The sequence below is a fragment of the Pseudomonas sp. Mn2068 genome, from assembly GCF_049319725.1.
In the GTDB taxonomy this organism is placed as follows: Bacteria; Pseudomonadota; Gammaproteobacteria; order Pseudomonadales; family Pseudomonadaceae; genus Aquipseudomonas; species Aquipseudomonas gingeri.
In genome coordinates this window covers 81,527-98,578 of the sequence record NZ_JBMOUG010000018.1, presented here as the reverse complement: position 1 = coordinate 98,578, position 17,052 = coordinate 81,527, and the positions used below count along the sequence as shown (strand labels likewise).

At 54.7% G+C, this 17,052-nt stretch carries 15 protein-coding genes and 1 tRNA gene; 7 read left to right on the top strand and 9 right to left on the bottom strand.

Annotation, left to right across the window (positions count from 1 at the left end):
* Positions 1-11: 11 nt before the first annotated feature.
* The 5 genes from ACL9RJ_RS29185 (at position 12) to ACL9RJ_RS29165 (ending at position 6,335) form a co-directional block, all read left to right on the top strand.
* Positions 12-3,755, top strand: a complete 3,744-nt coding sequence (locus ACL9RJ_RS29185) for an EAL domain-containing protein (RefSeq protein ID WP_422765901.1) — start codon at positions 12-14, stop codon at positions 3,753-3,755.
* Positions 3,756-3,770: 15 nt separating this feature from the next.
* Positions 3,771-3,847, top strand: a tRNA-Ile gene (locus ACL9RJ_RS29180).
* 126 nt (positions 3,848-3,973) lie between these two features.
* On the top strand, positions 3,974-5,035 hold the full coding sequence (locus tag ACL9RJ_RS29175) for a site-specific integrase (protein WP_422765900.1): 1,062 nt from the start codon (positions 3,974-3,976) through the stop codon (positions 5,033-5,035).
* A gap of 212 nt (positions 5,036-5,247) precedes the next feature.
* Positions 5,248-5,472 carry a DNA-binding protein gene (locus ACL9RJ_RS29170; RefSeq protein ID WP_186690163.1) on the top strand — a complete coding sequence of 75 codons (225 nt, stop codon included), beginning with the start codon at positions 5,248-5,250 and terminating at the stop codon, positions 5,470-5,472.
* On the top strand, positions 5,469-6,335 hold the full coding sequence (locus ACL9RJ_RS29165; RefSeq protein WP_422765899.1) for a helix-turn-helix domain-containing protein: 867 nt from the start codon (positions 5,469-5,471) through the stop codon (positions 6,333-6,335). The genes ACL9RJ_RS29170 and ACL9RJ_RS29165 overlap by 4 nt, the downstream gene beginning before the upstream one ends.
* A gap of 254 nt (positions 6,336-6,589) precedes the next feature.
* Here the strand turns inward: ACL9RJ_RS29165 and ACL9RJ_RS29160 are convergent, their stop codons facing one another.
* The 5 genes from ACL9RJ_RS29160 to virB5 form a co-directional block, all read right to left on the bottom strand.
* Complete coding sequence (locus tag ACL9RJ_RS29160) at positions 6,590-6,781, bottom strand: antitoxin VbhA family protein (RefSeq protein WP_422765898.1); 192 nt, start codon at positions 6,779-6,781, stop codon at positions 6,590-6,592.
* Positions 6,782-7,071: 290 nt separating this feature from the next.
* A complete protein-coding gene (locus tag ACL9RJ_RS29155; protein ID WP_422765897.1) occupies positions 7,072-8,157 on the bottom strand; it encodes a type IV secretion system protein in 1,086 nt (361 codons plus the stop codon).
* Positions 8,154-8,408: an EexN family lipoprotein gene (locus ACL9RJ_RS29150; RefSeq protein WP_422765896.1), complete on the bottom strand. Its 255-nt coding sequence runs from the start codon at positions 8,406-8,408 to the stop codon at positions 8,154-8,156. Before ACL9RJ_RS29150 ends, ACL9RJ_RS29155 begins: the two co-directional genes overlap by 4 nt.
* Positions 8,405-8,896, bottom strand: a complete 492-nt coding sequence (locus ACL9RJ_RS29145) for a hypothetical protein (protein ID WP_422765895.1) — start codon at positions 8,894-8,896, stop codon at positions 8,405-8,407. The genes ACL9RJ_RS29150 and ACL9RJ_RS29145 overlap by 4 nt, the downstream gene beginning before the upstream one ends.
* A gap of 1 nt (position 8,897) precedes the next feature.
* The gene (gene virB5 / locus ACL9RJ_RS29140) at positions 8,898-9,662 is read right to left on the bottom strand and encodes a P-type DNA transfer protein VirB5 (protein WP_422765894.1); all 765 of its coding nucleotides are present in this window, start codon (positions 9,660-9,662) and stop codon (positions 8,898-8,900) included.
* A 405-nt stretch (positions 9,663-10,067) separates the two neighbouring features.
* Here virB5 and mobC point away from each other — a divergent pair, with 405 nt between their 5' ends.
* The gene (gene mobC / locus ACL9RJ_RS29135) at positions 10,068-10,613 is read left to right on the top strand and encodes a plasmid mobilization relaxosome protein MobC (protein WP_422765893.1); all 546 of its coding nucleotides are present in this window, start codon (positions 10,068-10,070) and stop codon (positions 10,611-10,613) included.
* Between the two features lie 684 nt (positions 10,614-11,297).
* Here mobC and ACL9RJ_RS29130 read toward each other — a convergent pair.
* The 3 genes from ACL9RJ_RS29130 to ACL9RJ_RS29120 all read right to left on the bottom strand — a co-directional run bounded on the left by ACL9RJ_RS29130 (position 11,298) and on the right by ACL9RJ_RS29120 (position 14,956).
* The gene (locus ACL9RJ_RS29130; protein WP_422765892.1) at positions 11,298-12,803 is read right to left on the bottom strand and encodes a hypothetical protein; all 1,506 of its coding nucleotides are present in this window, start codon (positions 12,801-12,803) and stop codon (positions 11,298-11,300) included.
* Positions 12,804-13,284: 481 nt separating this feature from the next.
* Positions 13,285-13,911: a hypothetical protein gene (locus ACL9RJ_RS29125; protein ID WP_422765891.1), complete on the bottom strand. Its 627-nt coding sequence runs from the start codon at positions 13,909-13,911 to the stop codon at positions 13,285-13,287.
* A 7-nt stretch (positions 13,912-13,918) separates the two neighbouring features.
* Entirely contained in the window at positions 13,919-14,956 is a 1,038-nt protein-coding gene (locus tag ACL9RJ_RS29120; RefSeq protein WP_422765890.1) for an ImmA/IrrE family metallo-endopeptidase, read from the bottom strand.
* A 487-nt stretch (positions 14,957-15,443) separates the two neighbouring features.
* Between ACL9RJ_RS29120 and ACL9RJ_RS29115 the strand changes: the two genes are divergently transcribed.
* A complete protein-coding gene (locus ACL9RJ_RS29115; protein ID WP_338460003.1) occupies positions 15,444-16,010 on the top strand; it encodes a sce7726 family protein in 567 nt (188 codons plus the stop codon).
* Here ACL9RJ_RS29115 and ACL9RJ_RS29110 read toward each other — a convergent pair.
* Positions 15,994-17,019 (bottom strand): beta family protein, encoded by a 1,026-nt coding sequence (locus ACL9RJ_RS29110; protein ID WP_422765889.1) that lies wholly within the window; start codon positions 17,017-17,019, stop codon positions 15,994-15,996. The genes ACL9RJ_RS29115 and ACL9RJ_RS29110 overlap by 17 nt on opposite strands.
* Between the last annotated feature and the right edge of the window lie 33 nt (positions 17,020-17,052).

Here is a 17,052-nt window from a genome sequence, read left to right as displayed (position 1 = left end):
ACCGTTACGTTATGCCCAGACTGCCGGCCCTGCTTCTGCTGATGCTGCTCACCTGGACCGCAACGGCTGGCGCGCTGACTCTGACCGATGATGAACGTAGCTGGCTGGCGAACCACCCGGACCTGCGCCTGGGTGTCGATGCGTCCTGGCCGCCCTTCGAGTTCCGCGACGAAGAAGGCCATTACCAGGGCCTGGCCGCCGACTACATGGCGCTGGTCGAGAAGCGCCTGGGCGTCAAGCTCAACCCCATCGAACCCATGAGCTGGACGGCCGTGCTGCAACTGGCCAGGAACAACCAGGTCAATCTGCTGCCCGGCGTCATGTCCACGCCGGAACGCCAGAGCTACCTGGCCTTCACCCGCCCCTACCTGGACTTTCCGATTGTCATCCTCGCCCACGAGGGCGGCGCCCAGCCACACAACCTGAAGGAACTCTACGGTCTGAAGATCGCCGTAGTGGAGAACTATGCCCCCCATGAGCTGCTGCGTACCCACCATCCGGACCTGAACCTGGTGGCCCTGCCCAATGTCAGCTCGGCCCTGCAGGCATTGGCCACCGACGAGGTGGATGCCGTGGTGGGCGACCTTGCCTCCAGCGTCTGGAGCCTGCGCCAGCTCAAGCTCGAAGGGCTGTATGTCAGCGGCGAAACACCCTACCGCTACCAGCTGGCAATGGGCGTGCCGCAGGAGCAGAAGATCCTGGTGGGCATCCTCGACAAGGTCCTGGCCGACATGAGCCCCAGCGAAGTCGACGCCATCCAGAAGCGCTGGGTCGGCAATGTGCTGGTCAATCCCTCGTTCTGGCCCGATGTCCTGGTCTACGGCCTGCCGGGCATCCTGCTGCTGATCACCATGCTGGCGGTGGTGATCCGCATCAACCGGCGCCTGAGCTCGGAAATCTCCCGGCGGGTGGCCCTCGAACAGGAACTGCGCAGCAGCGAATACCACTACCGCGGCCTGGTGGAGAGCCTGTCGGCGATCGCCTGGGAATCGCGCATGAGCGATTACACCTACACCTATGTTTCACCCCACGCCGAGGCCCTGCTCGGTTATCCGCTGTCTCACTGGCTGGTGCCCGGCTTCTGGCGCAGCATCGCCCACCCCGCCGACCTGATCCGGGCCCAGTCCTTCTGCGACCATGAGACCCTGGCCGGGCGCGACCACAGCCTCGACTACCGGGTGATCACCGCCGATGGCCGGGTACTCTGGGTACGTGACATCGTCAGCCTGATCGAACACGGCCACGAGCCGGTCATGCGCGGGCTGATGATCGACATCAGCGAAACCAAGCGCACCGAAGAGGCCCTGCGCCTGTCGGAACAGAAATTCGCCTCGGTGTTCCAACAATGCCCGGACATCCTGGTGATCGCCCGCCTGTCCGACGGTTGCCTGCTGGAGGTCAACGAAGCCTTCGAGGAACAGATCGGCCTGAGCGCGCAAGACGTCGTCGGTCGCACCGCCACCTCACTGAACATCTGGGGTATCGAGGGCGTCGGCCCGGAGCTTCTGCAGCGTCTGCAGGCCGGCAGCATCCGTAACCTGGAGATGCCCTTCCGGCGCAGCAATGGCCAACTGTTCACAGGCCTGATTTCCGCCGAGCCCTTTGATCTCGATACCACGCCCGCCCTGGTGGTCGTGGTGCGGGATATCAGCCAGCTCAAGGAAACCCAGCAGCAACTGCAAACCTCCGAGGAGAAGTTTGCCAAGGCTTTCCACGCCTCTCCCGACGGCTTGTTGCTGAGCCGTCAGCGCGACGGCCTGCTGATGGAGGTCAACGAGGGCTTCAGCCGTCTCACCGGCTACAACAGCGCCAGCTCGCTGGACCGCTCGACCCTGGACCTGGGCATCTGGGTCAACCTGAACGAACGCAAGCACATGCTCGAACTGATGCTGCGTGACGGTTTTGTCCGCGACTTCAGTTGCCATATCCGCCGCAGCGACGGGCAGATCCGCCTTTGCGAAGTCTCCAGCCGGCCCCTGCCCATCGGCGGCGAAGACTGCATGCTGACCATCGCCCGGGACATCACCGAACGCCACCTCATGCAGGAAAAACTGCAACAGGCCGCCACGGTGTTCGAAAGCACGGCCGAAGGCGTGTTGATCACCGACACCCAGCAGCACATCAGCGCGGTCAACCGCGCCTTCACCGAAATCACCGGCTACAGCGAAACCGAAGCCCTCGGCCACACCCCGCGCCTGCTTGCTTCCGGCCAGCATGACAGCGCCTTCTATGCCGCCATGTGGCACCAGTTGAGCGCCGAAGGCCACTGGCAGGGCGAGATCTACAACCGACGCAAGAACGGCGAGCTCTATCCTAGCTGGTTGACCATCAGCGCCGTACGCAATCGCGACAAGTTCATCACCCACTTCGTTGCCGTGTTCGCCGATATCTCCAGCCTGAAACACGCCCAGGCGCGGCTCGACTACCAGGCCCACCACGACCCGCTGACCGGGCTGCCCAACCGCACCCTGTTCGAAAGCCGGTTGCTGGCCGCCCTCAACAGCCAACAGGAAAATGGCGGCCAGGGCGCGGTGCTGTTCCTCGATCTCGACCGCTTCAAGCACATCAACGACAGCCTCGGCCATCCGGTCGGCGACCTGCTGCTCAAGGGCATCGCCCTGCGCCTGAAGGAGCAGTTGCGGGATATCGACACCGTCGCCCGCCTCGGCGGCGACGAATTCATCATCCTGCTGCCCGGCCTGCAACAGCCCAGCGACGCCGAGTACCTGGCCGAAAAACTGTTGAACTGCTTCGGTGCACCGTTCCAGGCCGGCGAGCACGAGTTCTTTATCAGCGCCAGCATCGGCACCAGCCTCTATCCCAAGGATGGCAACGACGTCGCCACCCTGATCAAGAATGCCGATGCGGCCATGTATCGCTCCAAGGCCAAGGGGCGCAACCGCGTCGAAAGCTATACCCGCGACCTCACTGCCCAGGCCAGCGAGCGCGTGGCCCTGGAGCACGAACTGCGGCGGGCCATCGAGCGCCAGGAACTGTTCCTCTACTACCAGCCCAAGGTCAGCCTCGATAGCGGCGCCCTGGTCGGTGCCGAAGCCCTGATCCGCTGGCATCACCCGACCTTCGGCGACGTGCCGCCCGAGCACTTCATCCCGCTGGCGGAAGAGAACGGCATGATCCTCCAGCTCGGCGATTGGGTGCTGGAGCGCGCCTGCCGCCAGATGCAGCGCTGGACGACGCGCTATGGCGACTTCGGCCCCCTGTCGGTCAACCTCGCCGGCGCCCAACTGCGCCAGCCGAACCTGCTGCCGCGCATCGAGCAGTTGCTCAAGGACAACCACCTGCGACCCGGCTGCCTGCAACTGGAGATCACTGAAAACTTCATCATGAGCCAGGCCGAAGAAGCCCTGGAAGTACTGCACCAGCTCAAGCGCCTCGGCGTGCAACTGGCCATCGACGACTTCGGCACCGGCTACTCATCCCTCAGCTATCTCAAGCGCCTGCCACTGGATATCCTGAAAATCGACCAATCGTTCGTCCGCGGCCTGCCGGACGATCCCCATGACGCCGCCATCGTGCGCGCCATCATCGCCCTGGGTCGCAGCATGCAGTTCACGGTGATTGCCGAGGGCGTGGAAAACCTGGCGCAACAGGCATTCCTGGCAGCCGAAGGCTGCGAACAGATCCAGGGCTACATCGTCAGCCTGCCGCTGGCGGCCGAGGAATTCGCCGCGACTTTTCTTCATATAACGCTTTCGGAGTTTTCGGATAGCACAGGCGAGAAACCGTCGCTATAATTCGCGGCCTACTGAGGGCCTATAGCTCAGTTGGTTAGAGCAGAGGACTCATAATCCTTTGGTCCACGGTTCGAGTCCGTGTGGGCCCACCAACCTTGAAGCCGCGTATTACGCGGCTTTCGGCTTTTTGGGTTTGTGGCAGCCGGATCAGTCCTATGGTCCGAAGGTACAAATTAGGTACAGTGCGGCTTCGCTTGCACGCCTTTGGAGTCCTTCAGATGGCCACAATCGTCAAAACCCCTGCCGGCACCTGGAAGGCCGTCATCCGCAAGACCGGATGGCCGACCAACGCCAAAACCTTCCGCACCAAACGCGACGCCGAAGATTGGTCACGACGCACCGAAGATGAAATGGTGCGGGGTGTGTATATCCAGCGCAGCGGGTCCGAGCGACTGACACTCGAAAATGCGCTGCAGCGATATCTGCGCGAAGTCAGCCCTACCAAAAAGCCCACCACGCAGAAGGCCGAGGCGACCAAGGCTCAGCAGCTGATCCAGCACCTGGGAAAGTATTCGCTTGCAGCTCTGTCATCCGAGGTGATCGCCAACTATCGCGATACACGTCTGGGCTCGCTGACCAACCGCGGCCAACCCACGAGTAATAACACTGTGCGGCTGGAGCTTGCCCTACTCAGCCACCTGTTCACAGTCGCAATTCAGGAGTGGGGACTTGGCCTCACCTTTAACCCCGTGCTCAACATTCGAAAACCGAGCCCCGGTGAAGGTCGTAACAGGCGCCTGATGGCTGATGAGGAAAAGCGCCTTATGGCCGCTGTGGGCAAGCACAGCAATCCAATGCTGGGCTGGATCGTCCAGATAGCCTTGGCAACGGGTATGCGCGCATCAGAGATCGCAGGCCTGCGGCGATCACAGGTGGATGTCCAAAAACGGATCGTCCGGCTGTCGGATACAAAAAATGATAGTGCTCGCACGGTTCCGTTGACGAAGCTCGCTACCGAGGTTTTCCGCGTCGCCTTGGCGAATCCCGTGCGGCCAATTGACTGCGATCTGGTTTTTTTCGGTGAGCCTGGGCGTGATGGAAAGCGTCGCCCCTATGCGTTCACCAAGATCTGGGCCGCCATCAAGAAAAAGGCTGGCGTGCCGGACTTCCGTTTTCACGATCTGCGGCACGAAGCCGTGAGTAGACTGGTTGAGGGCGGCCTTTCAGATCAAGAAGTCTCGGCAATCAGCGGGCATAAATCGATGCAGATGCTCAAGCGTTACACTCATCTGCGGGCTGAAGAGTTAGTTCACAAGCTAGACAAACTAGGAACCAAATAACCTCCACTTCGTTTTCCTATTGTTTTCTTTCTGTTGCCACACTGTTGTCAACGTGTTTTCAAATTGTTTTCCGAGTTGTTTTCCAGAGGACCTAAACTCGAAATTGGTGACAGTAGCCCTAGAAATCTGCATCTTTACTGTCACCAAAATATACTGATAGCTTCAACCGTACTTACAACGAGACGTTAATCAACGTAAGCACGGAGAAGCCCATGACTGCAGAAGAATACCTCCTCGACCGATTTGGCCCGCTGATGAGTCTAGCCCAGGTAGCAAGCTTGCTCGGCAAGTCTCCAGCCGGGTTCAGAGTCGCCATGTACAACAATTCGGATCTGGCACAAAAGCTAAAGCCAACTGTAGTTCGCGTTGGGCGACGAGTGTTTTTCCGAACCATACAAGTTAACGATGTACTGGAGTTAGATGGTGCTCTGGGATGAGCATCAAAGCCTCAAACTGGGCATGGGATCAGCACCTTCCGCCATCGTCAAAAATTGTTTTAATGGCCTTGGCGGATGCCGCTGACGACCTAGGTGTTTGCTGGCCGAGAATCAGCATCATAGCGAGAAAATGCTGTACTTCGGAGCGAACTGTACAAAGGGTACTAAAGGAGCTCGAAGCAAAGAAATTCGTGACAGTGAGCAAGCAGTTCAGAAGTGATGGCGGACAGAGCTCGAATAGATACACGCTCGAAATTTTCACCCCCCTGACAAAATGTGACCCTCCCCCCGCCAGGAAGACACCGGCCACCGACCAGAGCGTCTCTCCCCCGGTGCCACATATGTCACCGGGGGATGACAAGATGTTGTCACCCCATAAACCTACAGAGAATCCAAATAAAGAATCACTACAACAACTACCGAAGGGCAATCTACACGGCGACTCTGATCCCGTGAATTACAGCGAACATGGGGAAACTACCGAAAGTCAACTAATCTGGCCTCACATGCTCACCTCCCGCTCAGAGAAGAAGGTAATCATGGAAATGATGGAAAGTTTCGAACACACGACAGCACAAATGCTGTTGGACGAGCTGCAAGGTGCACTGGCTACGCACAGCATCAAAACCAGCCCAAGCAGATGGGTGAGGGGGATAATTAGTAAGTTCAGAAAAGGCACATTCGTAGCGAATGCAGGCTTAGCTGTGGCAGAAAAACGCAATCGACGAAGACTAGACATCAACACGCCCAAGCCAAATGATCAGTTGGATCAACCAACCTCGACCATTTCAGATGCAGAAAAAAGAGCACGGTGGCAGCACATTAAACACGGAGTTACTTCAGGATCGAAAATCAGTTTTTAGATACGCCATGCATCCAGATGCTCCGCGCTTCGCTTGGGCAACCCCTTCGGTTGCATCCCGCGTCCTATCCTTGCCGGACGGGCGGCAGGGGCAGGTCCGGCGGCTTCGCCTTGTTCCTCCCCCTGTCGCTAGGCTTGGTCGCTTACAGCTGCATCAAGGGTACGGCTACGCCCATCATCCTCACCCGTTCGGTGCTCGCCCTCCGGGCTGCGCTCCGCTGCGGCTTGCGGTGATGCCCTTGACCCAGCTTCCAGCTATTCGTGGCTGCTGGCTGAAACAAATTCGGTCAAGGTGAGCTTCCCGTCCACAAAAGCTTGAGTGCGGCGCTTTTCTTCAGCGCTCAATACAAAGCCCTCGAGCCCGATTGAGGCGCAAGCATACTCGACAGCCTTCCGACGCCGCTCCCGCTCAGCACTCGTGATGATGATGCTCTCCGAAGTATTCACGGGCCTTCCCCTCGTGTCGGTGACTAAAGCAAGACAATTTCAGCGCTAAATAAATAAACGAGGGTCAAGGGCGTCACCGGAGGCCGCAGCCCGTGAAACGGGACCGGGCGAGGATGACGGCGAAGCGAACCCTTGACGCTGTGCACCTCCAATCCTATGTGCGGGGGCTGCTGGATGCCTTTCCCAGCGGCCCCTGCTACCGTCGAGGGCGGGAAGTCCAGAGGGGCAGAGCCCCTTTGGGCAAGCCCGCCAGGGCGCGCAGCATGGTCCACGACACGCATACCTAACCGTTAACTGCCAACCTTCCCTCCTCTCGCCCTACCCCAGTTCTTGCCCAGGTTCTGCATGACATGCTGCCGGTAGGCGGGATTCCAAACGCTGTTCCCTGCGATCACATGATTCAAACCTCTTGCAGTGGTCATCATGCCCGACTGCAGGTCACGGCGCGTTGACATCGGATTAACTGTGTTGAAGACCGCCTTGGCTGGGTTTATCGCAGCCTGAGCCATCTGCCGCAATGTGATCGCACTGGACGACAAACCACCTGCAAGCTGGCCTCCTAAAGAGTAAGCCTGATAAACCATGTAGAGCACGATCCCGCTCAGCGCGAGGATCTCCAGCATGTCGGTCGCTGGGCCGTTTCCAGCAGTGGGCTGCACATCTGCCATCATTACCGAAAAGAATTTCATTCCAAGCGTCAGCACTGACGTGACAGCAGCACACTGAATGACATAGGTCATCACCTGGGCGAACCATTGATCGAACCACTTGCTGGTCATTTGGCCGAAAAGCAGCATTGCAATGAACAACGGGCCGCACCCAAGCAAAAACGCTAAAAGTACCTTAGCTGTAATGATCATCGCTCCAGCGGGTAGCGTGATCAGGAATGTTGCAAAGAGCATCGTCCCAGCGATGAGCCAGTCATAAAGAATCATGCCTATCTCGGTCATCCCACGCCTTCCTGCGCGAGCAATGAGATCGGAAAAGATATCTAAGCCGTCGGTCATAGCTCTATCAATCACCTGATAGACCGATGTCGCAGCTACACCGTCGCCGCTTGGCGAAAATGCATCTGCCAAGCCAGCCTCCAGGCCGCGAATCGCTTCCACCACCCAACCAAGGTACGTATCAGCATTGAGTGCCAGTGCGCCGATAAATACCCACTTCAGCATCAGCTTGAAGAGATGTGGAAGGGGATGCTCGATGAACCCACCGACCGACAGAAGGCCCAGGGTCATGAAAAACAGGCCACCGCCAACAACGAACAAGCCCGAGAAGTCATCAATGACACTATGTGCCATCAGCTGAACGTAGCTGTTCAACACCGCGTCGACTGAGCCACCTATCCATTCGTAGATATTGGACCCCATGGTCATTGCCCCTCCAGATTCAGCATCTCACGCTTCCGATAGCCGCGCTGATCAAGCTGCTGCTCATTCCTGGCTTGCTTGGCGTTAACACAGTTTGGCGTGAGAGCCAGAGTCCCGGCATGTCGCTCGCACTCCGATATACGGACATCCCTTTCCGAGCTGTGGGCTTTGTACCAATCGACAGAATGGACAGGTTCATCTGCCCCGCAGCCCGTGAGCAGAAACAAAACGACAATTGAGAAACGAGAGACTGTCATTTCCGGCCCTCCCGATTCTGATCCGCCCCATTCACTTCACGAGGCAGCACATACTCCGCCTCCGTGCGGAATTCCCCAGCAAATTTCAGCGAATAGGCCAGCTCAGCAGCGTTGATAATCTGAAGTGCTGCAAGCGTTCTCAACGCGCTTTCCCTTGTCCCTGCCCAACTACCCGCGACGCGGTATTCGGACCTCGAAATCAATAGCGACGAACCCAGTGCACATGCGAACGAGATCAAAACGGCGAGCGTTGAGGAGATTGGCCCAGTTGCTCGGGGCGGCACTATCTGCAACCAATCGGCAAGCGCCAGTACGAAAGGCATGATCGCGGCCGACGCCGCCAGGAGATCGCTCTGGATCAACTCAGGTGCACGTCGTGACACCTCTTTCAAAGCCCCGAACCGACCAATGCAAATCCAGAATCGCCGTAAGGAAGTGAGGATGAAGAAGCACACGACCAAGGGGAGAATATGAGCGTACGAGATCATTTCAGTTGTCCCCCAGGTTCAGCAATTCGCGATTCTTGTAGCCTCTCTTGTCGAGCACCTGGGCATTCAGTTCCCGTTGCCGCTGCTCCTGAATCTTGCCCTCAGCCTCAGCGACCATTTGGAACATCTGCAATTTGGTCTGCTCGTTCTGGATCATCGCTTGCTCTGCAGCGATGCGACCCTGCAGCTCTGCGATCCCTTTGGGATCTTGCGTTTGATTGATCTGCCCCATGAGCTGGTCAATCTGACGCAGTCGGGCTTCGGCCTGGTCATAGGCCTCCAGAGCAAACGCTTTATCTTGCGACGGCTTCACCGCCTGTGCTCGGCAAGCATCGCGCTGCTGATCCTGAACCAGGCTTTCGCAGGCATCGAACACCTTGTTGTCCGAATAGATCGAACCGGCACGGCTATTCAAACCTGAATAGCCGCCACGCTTCACTGCGTCATACACAGCCTGCCAATCTTGGGGCAGATACTCTCGCAGCTGCGGGTCATCAAATACTCGACCGAGCCCACGCGACCCCGTGAGCGCGCCGTACTGCTGCTTCATCTGATCAATCTGGGATGTCATCTGCTGAACCTGTTGAGCCCAGCGAGTCGTGTTAGATGCGAACTCTGCGACTGTCATGGGGGAGTCCGTCACTTGGGTAGTAACGGTTACAGGAATTTGAGCGTACCCCTGCTGGGAAGCCAGCATCGACGTGAGCATCGTCGCGAAACTAGATGATCGGAAGCTTTTGAACAAAAAACGCTTGAACGGACCCATAGTCACCTCTCCATTTGACATGGTGAGCACTGGGCCGTCTATTCCAGCCTGTCGATCTGTTTAGGAATCGCACCCGGCACGGTTAAACCGTCCTTGGAGTGACTATGCGCCAGTCTTACCCGGTGTAGGCCCCGTCTTTTAAGGGCCGCGCCCATAATGCAGTAAGCATCAGCGAGGCGGTTACAGCACTCATCGAACTAACCAAAACACTACGTTTCGGCAGGGCAGATTATCTCAGTTTGGCTCTATATTTTGAAGCACCATATATCAGAATATCTTCGTCATGACGAAATTCCAATTGCTACAAGTGACTACTGCAGGATAGGCTAACCGCCGTTAAACTACGCGCGTACTCGCTTGTTTGCTCGCCTTATTGGGGCGTCGCTAGTGTTGTTGGAGGGTTATGTGGAGAAGAAGAACGCTTACTTGAACGTGTACTTGGGGTCGATTAAGGAACCTTGGGCTGACTACTGCGAGACGCTTGGGAAGAAGCCCGGTGCCGCTATTAAAGAAGCCATCGAGCAGCAGCTATCCAAAGCACAAGCTAACCCCCAGCCGAAGACCTACCGACAAACAGAGACCGTTAAGGAGCCGAAGGAGCGTTTTGAAATCCTTCTGACCATTTCAGAAAAAGCGGCAGTCAAAGAGCGGGCGAATATTGAGCGCTGTTCAATGCGGCGCTGGATCGTTGATGCCATCCGTACCGGGTTGACCCATGAGCCTCAATTCGGCATGTCAGAAATCGACGCCTTGGGTGAATCCAACTATCAGTTACTTGCGCTTGGGAGAAACCTTAACCAGATTGCGCGTCGCTTGAATGAAGGCCATTACGAGCCGATCACCGTGCAGCGGATTGTGGCGCTAAGCCGTCTTATCGACAAGCACACGGATGTCGTGAGCGATGCGATTCGCGCAAGCTTGGAACGTTGGAGCATTACTCACAGGAAGTAGAACAAACTTTTGAAAAGGAGGATTCAAAAACATGCTACGCCCACTGGCAAACTCAATAGCTTCAGCTTGGTCGCGCGCCGCCAATCATCCTGAGAGGCTAATATCTCTAGCCGCGCTTATTGTGGCAAGCGGTGCCCTCTGCGTGTCGTTATGGCAAATCAATATAGGTAAGCAACACAATGTTCTTTCCGTGCGACCATTCCTTATGGTCACCCCCCACTTAGCAGGGACAGGGGGTAAGAATGGATTGTATCTAAGCAATGAAGGTATCGGACTCGGAATACTTACCTCATTAAGCGTTTCAGTGTCAGGAAAGACTTACAACGGGTTAGGTGTCAATAAATGGCCTAATATCCTGCGTGACATTGGCTTGGATCCGCTCTGTTTCTCTATTGCATGGCCGGCAAGGCTCGCCGCCCTGAGACCCGGTGCAGAAATAGAGATTTTGGGCCTATCGAAAAACACATAACCGGGATGTGAAGCCGCACTGGTTAGCTTTCTTACACGAAAGGACATCGCAATTGAGCTGCGCTACACCTCATTATACGGAGATGAGCATGTACTTTCCGGAGATGCTTCCATGAATTTATGAGCACCGCCACGGGCGAACGTCGACCTAGCCATTGGGATTACGATTATCAACCGGGAAGAAGCAATTCCTTCCCGGTAACATATGTTGCAGCCTTATACTTTTGCCTGCTCGCTATCAGCAGCAGCCTTCTGCGTGGGTTTTTCAATTTCTTCTTGAGTAGCTAACCCGCTCTCGACCTTTTGGGTCTGAGCGCTTAGAAGCTCGTCAGTCTTGGCAGACAATTTCTTTGCAAGCGCAGAAAAACCTGGCAATTTAGACAAGCTCTCAATAGAGTCAGAAAGCTTTGCACTATTCTCCAACGCATCCATCAATGGATGATCAGTCTTATTGTAATCTGTAATTAGCTTCCCTGGATTTTCCGAACTAACCTGAAGCATATTAAACAGAAGCTTGGTCCTCAATTCATCACGTACAATACTCTCACGGGGCAGCGACTCGATCTGATTTGATAGTCCTGAGAATGTCCTTCCAAGAACCGCCTTGTGGGTGTACTCCTCGATCAAACGCTTGGAAAGATTTAGCTTCTTACTTGACGAGTACGCGAACCATAAGACCGGAAAATACAAAGGCAAAATTGAGACAATTAAATTTGGAGTCCCTTTAATTACCTCAACAAGGTCATTACCCTTCCAGCCCAACAAAAAGACATCAACACCAAACGGGATTAAAGAAACAGCAACCATGAGCCCTATGGCAACCAAGAACTTAAACTCGTGCCCCGACAACGACTTTATTTCATCATCTTTCTTTTTCTCGTAGGCGGCGCTCAAGCCTGCAGCCATAGCACCTGGCAACAACCCTGAAATCTCATCATTTATCGCCGCATACCTTTTATTTGAAACGTCCAAGAGCTGCTCAAACTTATCCTTTTCACTAGCCAAGGCTAGTTCATGCTTTTCAAGCAACTCCTTAACCGTCCCATCAACCTTACCTTCCATATCTTCCGTTTTCGATTTGATTGAGTCATACGAGTTTTGCAGCTCATCAAGAAGCCCATCGATCCTCTCGACGCTCCCGTCAGCAGCCTTTACTTCCGCACCTAAAATAGACTTGTGCAAATCATCTATATCTGACTTCTTCTTCATCGAATGAGTCAGCAGACTATCCATGTCCTTACTAACAGCAGCGGCCCCTTCCAAAAGCTTCTTACCATTTTCAACCTGCCCTGGAAGATTTTGAACTTCCTGAAGCGCAGCCTTAATCACAGCTAGATCGGCGCTCGCTGCCTTGAATACTTCTGACATTGAACTCTGCTGCTGAACTATGGCTGAGCGAGCCTCTTCTCCAGCCTTCGCAACATCTGAAACTTCTGCCAGCAGGGCTTTGGATTGCTTACCAATATCAGTGATACCAATAAGCTCGCCACTTGCAGTATCCTTATACGATATAAGGGCGGTAAGAGCTTGCTCTATCTGCCCTTCTATTGACTTTACACTTGCTAAAGCCTTAGAAGCGTTACTCGCTGACTCAAGTGCTGAGGCCTCAGAGTCCGAAGCTTTCCTTTTTATTTCTTCAGTCAGCTGCCTGAACCTGACGTCAACTTCAGACTTATATTTATCAAACTCAGCTGGATCAACACCCTTGTCAAAAAAAGACATATTTTAGTACCAGTCCTTATGCGCGCACACAAATATTCATTAAGACAAACTCCTGAAAATCAGGTCGACAACATCGCCTTTCTCAATAATATAATACCGAACATAGCAAAATGCCATCCGTCCTCCTCTCTAACTGCCGTGAGTCTAACTGAAGGGTTGTCTCGCGCCTCATCAGTTCATTAGCGCATGTACCTGGCAATCGGAAGTGTCTGGAGCAAGAAGTCTAAACGGGGCAGATTGAGCTGGTGATGCCTGGCCCGCAGCGCAGGCAGGTCCTCAGGTCCAGATTAAGCCACTCGCCCAGGGTCGCTCTGGCCCTGACGCCAGCAATAGAAACTGCTACGGCTGATCCCGCTAACGACAAAGCCCCCTTTCGGGGGCTTCTCTTAGGTCATCTGCATCACATTCGCCAAACTCTAGGACGAATACACACGCATGATCATAATATTTGGTAGAAATGGATGTTTAAGCCTCCAGGTAGTCAGCGAGGTAGCACGTACTTCCCACTGGTATCCGCCTCAAGGGAGCGCATATAGCTTAGAAGCGCCTCGACTACAGACTCTAACGGATTTTCCGCCGTTCGACCGAAAGCAATGCTTACAGAAGTATCGACGTCCGGTCGAGCACGAACCTTTGCCGAGACCAGCTGAAACTCCGCGCTTCCCAGGATTAGATACAAGGCTTCTTCCAGACAAATCAGTCGAGCCCACAGAGCGTCAACCACTGGCATGCCCTCAACCTTGGAAAGCGCCACATATGCCCGCTTGTCACCACTCAGGAGCTCCGCACCCTCGTTACCATAGAGTGCCGCAAATAGAGTTGCCTCACCGCTATCAATATCAGGTCGATTGAGCAGGAGCAGGGGATTCGCAGACTCCACCAAAACCTCTACTTCAGAGGCTGACGCCACGAGCTGTCGCGCAAGGTCGACCGCTTCCAAAGAACCGAGTTTGGCGAAAGCCTTATCGTCCTTGATCAGCTTCAGCTGAAACTTAAGCTGCGGAAGCACTGCAAAATCGCCTAAGCCACAGCCCAACGCGCCGGCCAACTCATGGAGAAGGCTGTATTGGCATATTTTTTTTGCGGCATCGCTATCGAGCAAATACAAGACTGAGCTACCTCGCAAATCCTTGCATGGAAAGAAGATGCTCGGCACTCTCTTCGGAAATCGCTGAAAGATCAGTATTCCTTGTGAATCGATCCCGCAGTAACTCGACCGCTCCGACCTCTTGCGGAACAAACCTCAATGCCTGATTAGCCCAAATCCAGTCATCATGTTCTTTGGCATAAGACAGGATAAGGTGCCCCTGATCTATACCATTCTCCCGACTAGCCCTAAGCGCGGCAGCCGCCAAAGTGGTAGCCGATGTCTGGCGAGGTATCCGTCGAACAATGTCCATCTGTCCATGCCGTATGAGGCTGAGGGCGAAAGTATCTGCCTCCCGTTCTTGCTCGTCCCTTCGGACCTGCACACGACCTTCAAGTCCTTCGCTCACATCAGCGATGTCCTCATCAATCAGAGCTCCATTGTCCTGGACGTGACCACACAAAATGTGGGCAAGCTCATGGGCCAAAACGAACAATTGTTTAGAATGATGCGTGTGATTGAAACCTAGAAGGATTGCTGGACGGCCGTCTACAATGACTGCCATACCGGTCATGCGCTTAGTGTTCCTGGGCATCTCTTTGAGAAATAGAACCGGAATGCCATTCATCCAGCAGAGATCCAGCAACCCCTGAAAGTCAACGCATGCCCGCCCAGTGGAGTGACGCACTAGCTCATAAATCTCAAGGGGATTAGCAGGCAACTGATGATAGGGCGCTCGACTAGCAAAGACCGCCAGGCGAGCCAAAGCGATGCCGAGTCCTGCCGCGACATTGAGCTCGTCAACGCGAGTATCCGCCCTATGTTTAAAACTGGCACGCGCGGCACGCGGCTCGATTGCCAGATCACCGTCTTGCCCAAAGCTCACGTCTAGGCCCAACCGCTGCTTAAGGATCAGAGCAAATTGGAACGCCCCCGCACTGGTTTTCAACAGGCTGTTGTCCCACCAATCAGGAAGGAGCTTCGTGACATACGTTCGCGGATAACCCGCTGCCTGAAGGCTCTCAAAGGCAGATTTAACGGTTATAGGAGTCTTTGCGTCATGCATATGCAACCTCCTCTAACGCTCTTCCAGTTCTCATGTTCTCATGCCCGCCCGACTGTGCGCAAAAAGCAGCTCAGCTAGCCGACGAGCGTGCTCCTCAGATCCGTCCCAAACGGAGGCGAGAGCGTTCATCAAAATCTCGCTGGACCGGGGGTCGGACGCGTCACGGCCCACATTAATATTTGCATATTCGCATAACCTGAGATGAGTCTTAGTGAACCGCTTAGGAGCTGCGAAAAGGTTTCGATAGATCTGTGACTGATTTATCCCTGTATCTCTTGCGATAGCTGAGCTAGTGACCATTCCCCTTGCAGCAAAATGCTCCAATAGCTCGGCAACAACATGGGATAACAGCTTTTGCTGATTCATGCAAATATCTTAGCATATTTGCATAGCTCTCTCTACCAGCTAAGCTTGTCCATCAGGTCGGAAAGTCACGCAAAAAAGCTCCATTTGCGGCATCATTGGCGCCTACCTGAGATTTTCCTCCATGCGCGAAACTGATATCAAAATTGCCTTAACACATCACCTAGCAGCAGGCATGCCTAACGTTTCGTCTCACTTCCTAGAGGAGGTTGAGCTGAATGGCGGAGAGATCCGTGCGGACCTGGTGCAGGTTTTAGACATGCACTGCTATGAGATCAAAAGCGCAGCGGACTCTCTAACACGCCTTGTTGGGCAGGGTTCACGCTATGCTCGCGCATTCGATCAGGTAACGCTTGTCACTGCGGAATGCCACCTCAAGAAAGCGATGCCAATGCTGCCTCCTTGGTGGGGGGTTATGGTTGTGCCAGACGAGGCCGGCAAAACCTTCAAGCAGGTACGAAAGGCCAAACCTAACAAAAGACATGAACCCGACGTCTTGGTCACCCTGCTGAAGCGTGAAGAGGCCCTGCAGATTCTCGAAGAGCTTGGGATCACTCGCGGCTTCAAGAGCAAGAGCCTCTACGTTATTCAAGCCAAGGTCGCTGAGATGCTTTCTCTGGAGGACCTTAAAGCGAAAGTTCGTCTACGCCTGATCGAGCGGGCTAGACGCGCTATCAGTACTGCTCCTTGAGCACGTATGCAATGTGGTGACTCCACCCTTCGGTGATGTGATAGTGCCCACAACGCTTCTTCTTCACTGGAAAATTGGGATCAGCTCGCTCAGCCAAGATCTCGTCCCCGAATGAATATCCAGCTCCTTTGAAATCCTGAGGGTAGGTGCTTACCAAGATTTCGGAAATCGCAATGGAGTCATTGGTGGTTTTCCCATCCGCTCGCAGGATCAACCAATCGTTGCCTCGGGTGTAGCGGATCGCGATACGATTGCTACGAAGCTCCAGGATGTCCTCCGTCCAACCTGGAGAAAGGGTTCCATAATCGCCAAACCCGACTTTCAAGTCCGGCACACTAGCGTTTACGTCGCTCCAAAATGCCCAATCCGAACGCTTGAATGTAGCCGAACCGGTTTTGACAGATGCCAAACTAGCAGGGTATGCGCCCGAAACGACATGCACCGACTTATAACCAATGGCGCTAAGCGACCGTAGATCTTGACTGAAACTGGCGATCTGGACTGGCAACCACTCCTTCGGACTGACCCCTAGATCGACAATCAATGCCGAGTCGATCCCTGCAGACTTCAGATAGGTGTAAGCCCCTTGCACCAATTGCAGCTTATCGTTGGGAACGGCAAGGGCATCCAAACGCAGCCGGATGACTACTGAAGGAAGTGAGGTAGCCAATTTCATAAATTTGGCACCCATGCTCGCAACGTACGCAGGTCCTAAGACCGGCGAGGCTGGAATTTTTTGCTGAACCGCATGCTGCATGAAATCTAAAAGCTCATTCTGGCGGACATGGGTCAATTGCCCGCTAGGATTTGCATAATCTACCAAGACGTCATGAGGCCATACGGCCTGGAGCTTTCCAAGAAGGTTCAGATGCTGCTTGGAAGTACGCACCTCAATGCATGGCTGCATGCGGTGAACGTGCGCTGCTTCGACCTTTTCGAGAGCACGCTGCTCCCACGACTGCCACTTGATGATGGGAACGTAACGCGGATGCTGCGGAAACTTAGCCATGGCCCCTCCTTGGCTCAAAAATTAGACTATAGC

Excerpts from the sequence above, each read along its gene's own strand:
- ACL9RJ_RS29185 (WP_422765901.1), top strand. The coding sequence starts at position 12 with ATGCCCAGACTGCCGGCCCTGCTTCTGCTGATGCTGCTCACCTGGACC.
- ACL9RJ_RS29175 (WP_422765900.1), top strand. The coding sequence starts at position 3,974 with ATGGCCACAATCGTCAAAACCCCTGCCGGCACCTGGAAGGCCGTCATC.
- ACL9RJ_RS29170 (WP_186690163.1), top strand. The coding sequence starts at position 5,248 with ATGACTGCAGAAGAATACCTCCTCGACCGATTTGGCCCGCTGATGAGT.
- ACL9RJ_RS29165 (WP_422765899.1), top strand. The coding sequence starts at position 5,469 with ATGAGCATCAAAGCCTCAAACTGGGCATGGGATCAGCACCTTCCGCCA.
- ACL9RJ_RS29155 (WP_422765897.1), bottom strand. The coding sequence starts at position 8,157 with ATGACCATGGGGTCCAATATCTACGAATGGATAGGTGGCTCAGTCGAC.
- ACL9RJ_RS29150 (WP_422765896.1), bottom strand. The coding sequence starts at position 8,408 with ATGACAGTCTCTCGTTTCTCAATTGTCGTTTTGTTTCTGCTCACGGGC.
- ACL9RJ_RS29145 (WP_422765895.1), bottom strand. The coding sequence starts at position 8,896 with ATGATCTCGTACGCTCATATTCTCCCCTTGGTCGTGTGCTTCTTCATC.
- virB5 (WP_422765894.1), bottom strand. The coding sequence starts at position 9,662 with ATGGGTCCGTTCAAGCGTTTTTTGTTCAAAAGCTTCCGATCATCTAGT.
- ACL9RJ_RS29130 (WP_422765892.1), bottom strand. The coding sequence starts at position 12,803 with ATGTCTTTTTTTGACAAGGGTGTTGATCCAGCTGAGTTTGATAAATAT.
- ACL9RJ_RS29120 (WP_422765890.1), bottom strand. The coding sequence starts at position 14,956 with ATGCATGACGCAAAGACTCCTATAACCGTTAAATCTGCCTTTGAGAGC.
- ACL9RJ_RS29115 (WP_338460003.1), top strand. The coding sequence starts at position 15,444 with ATGCGCGAAACTGATATCAAAATTGCCTTAACACATCACCTAGCAGCA.
- ACL9RJ_RS29110 (WP_422765889.1), bottom strand. The coding sequence starts at position 17,019 with ATGGCTAAGTTTCCGCAGCATCCGCGTTACGTTCCCATCATCAAGTGG.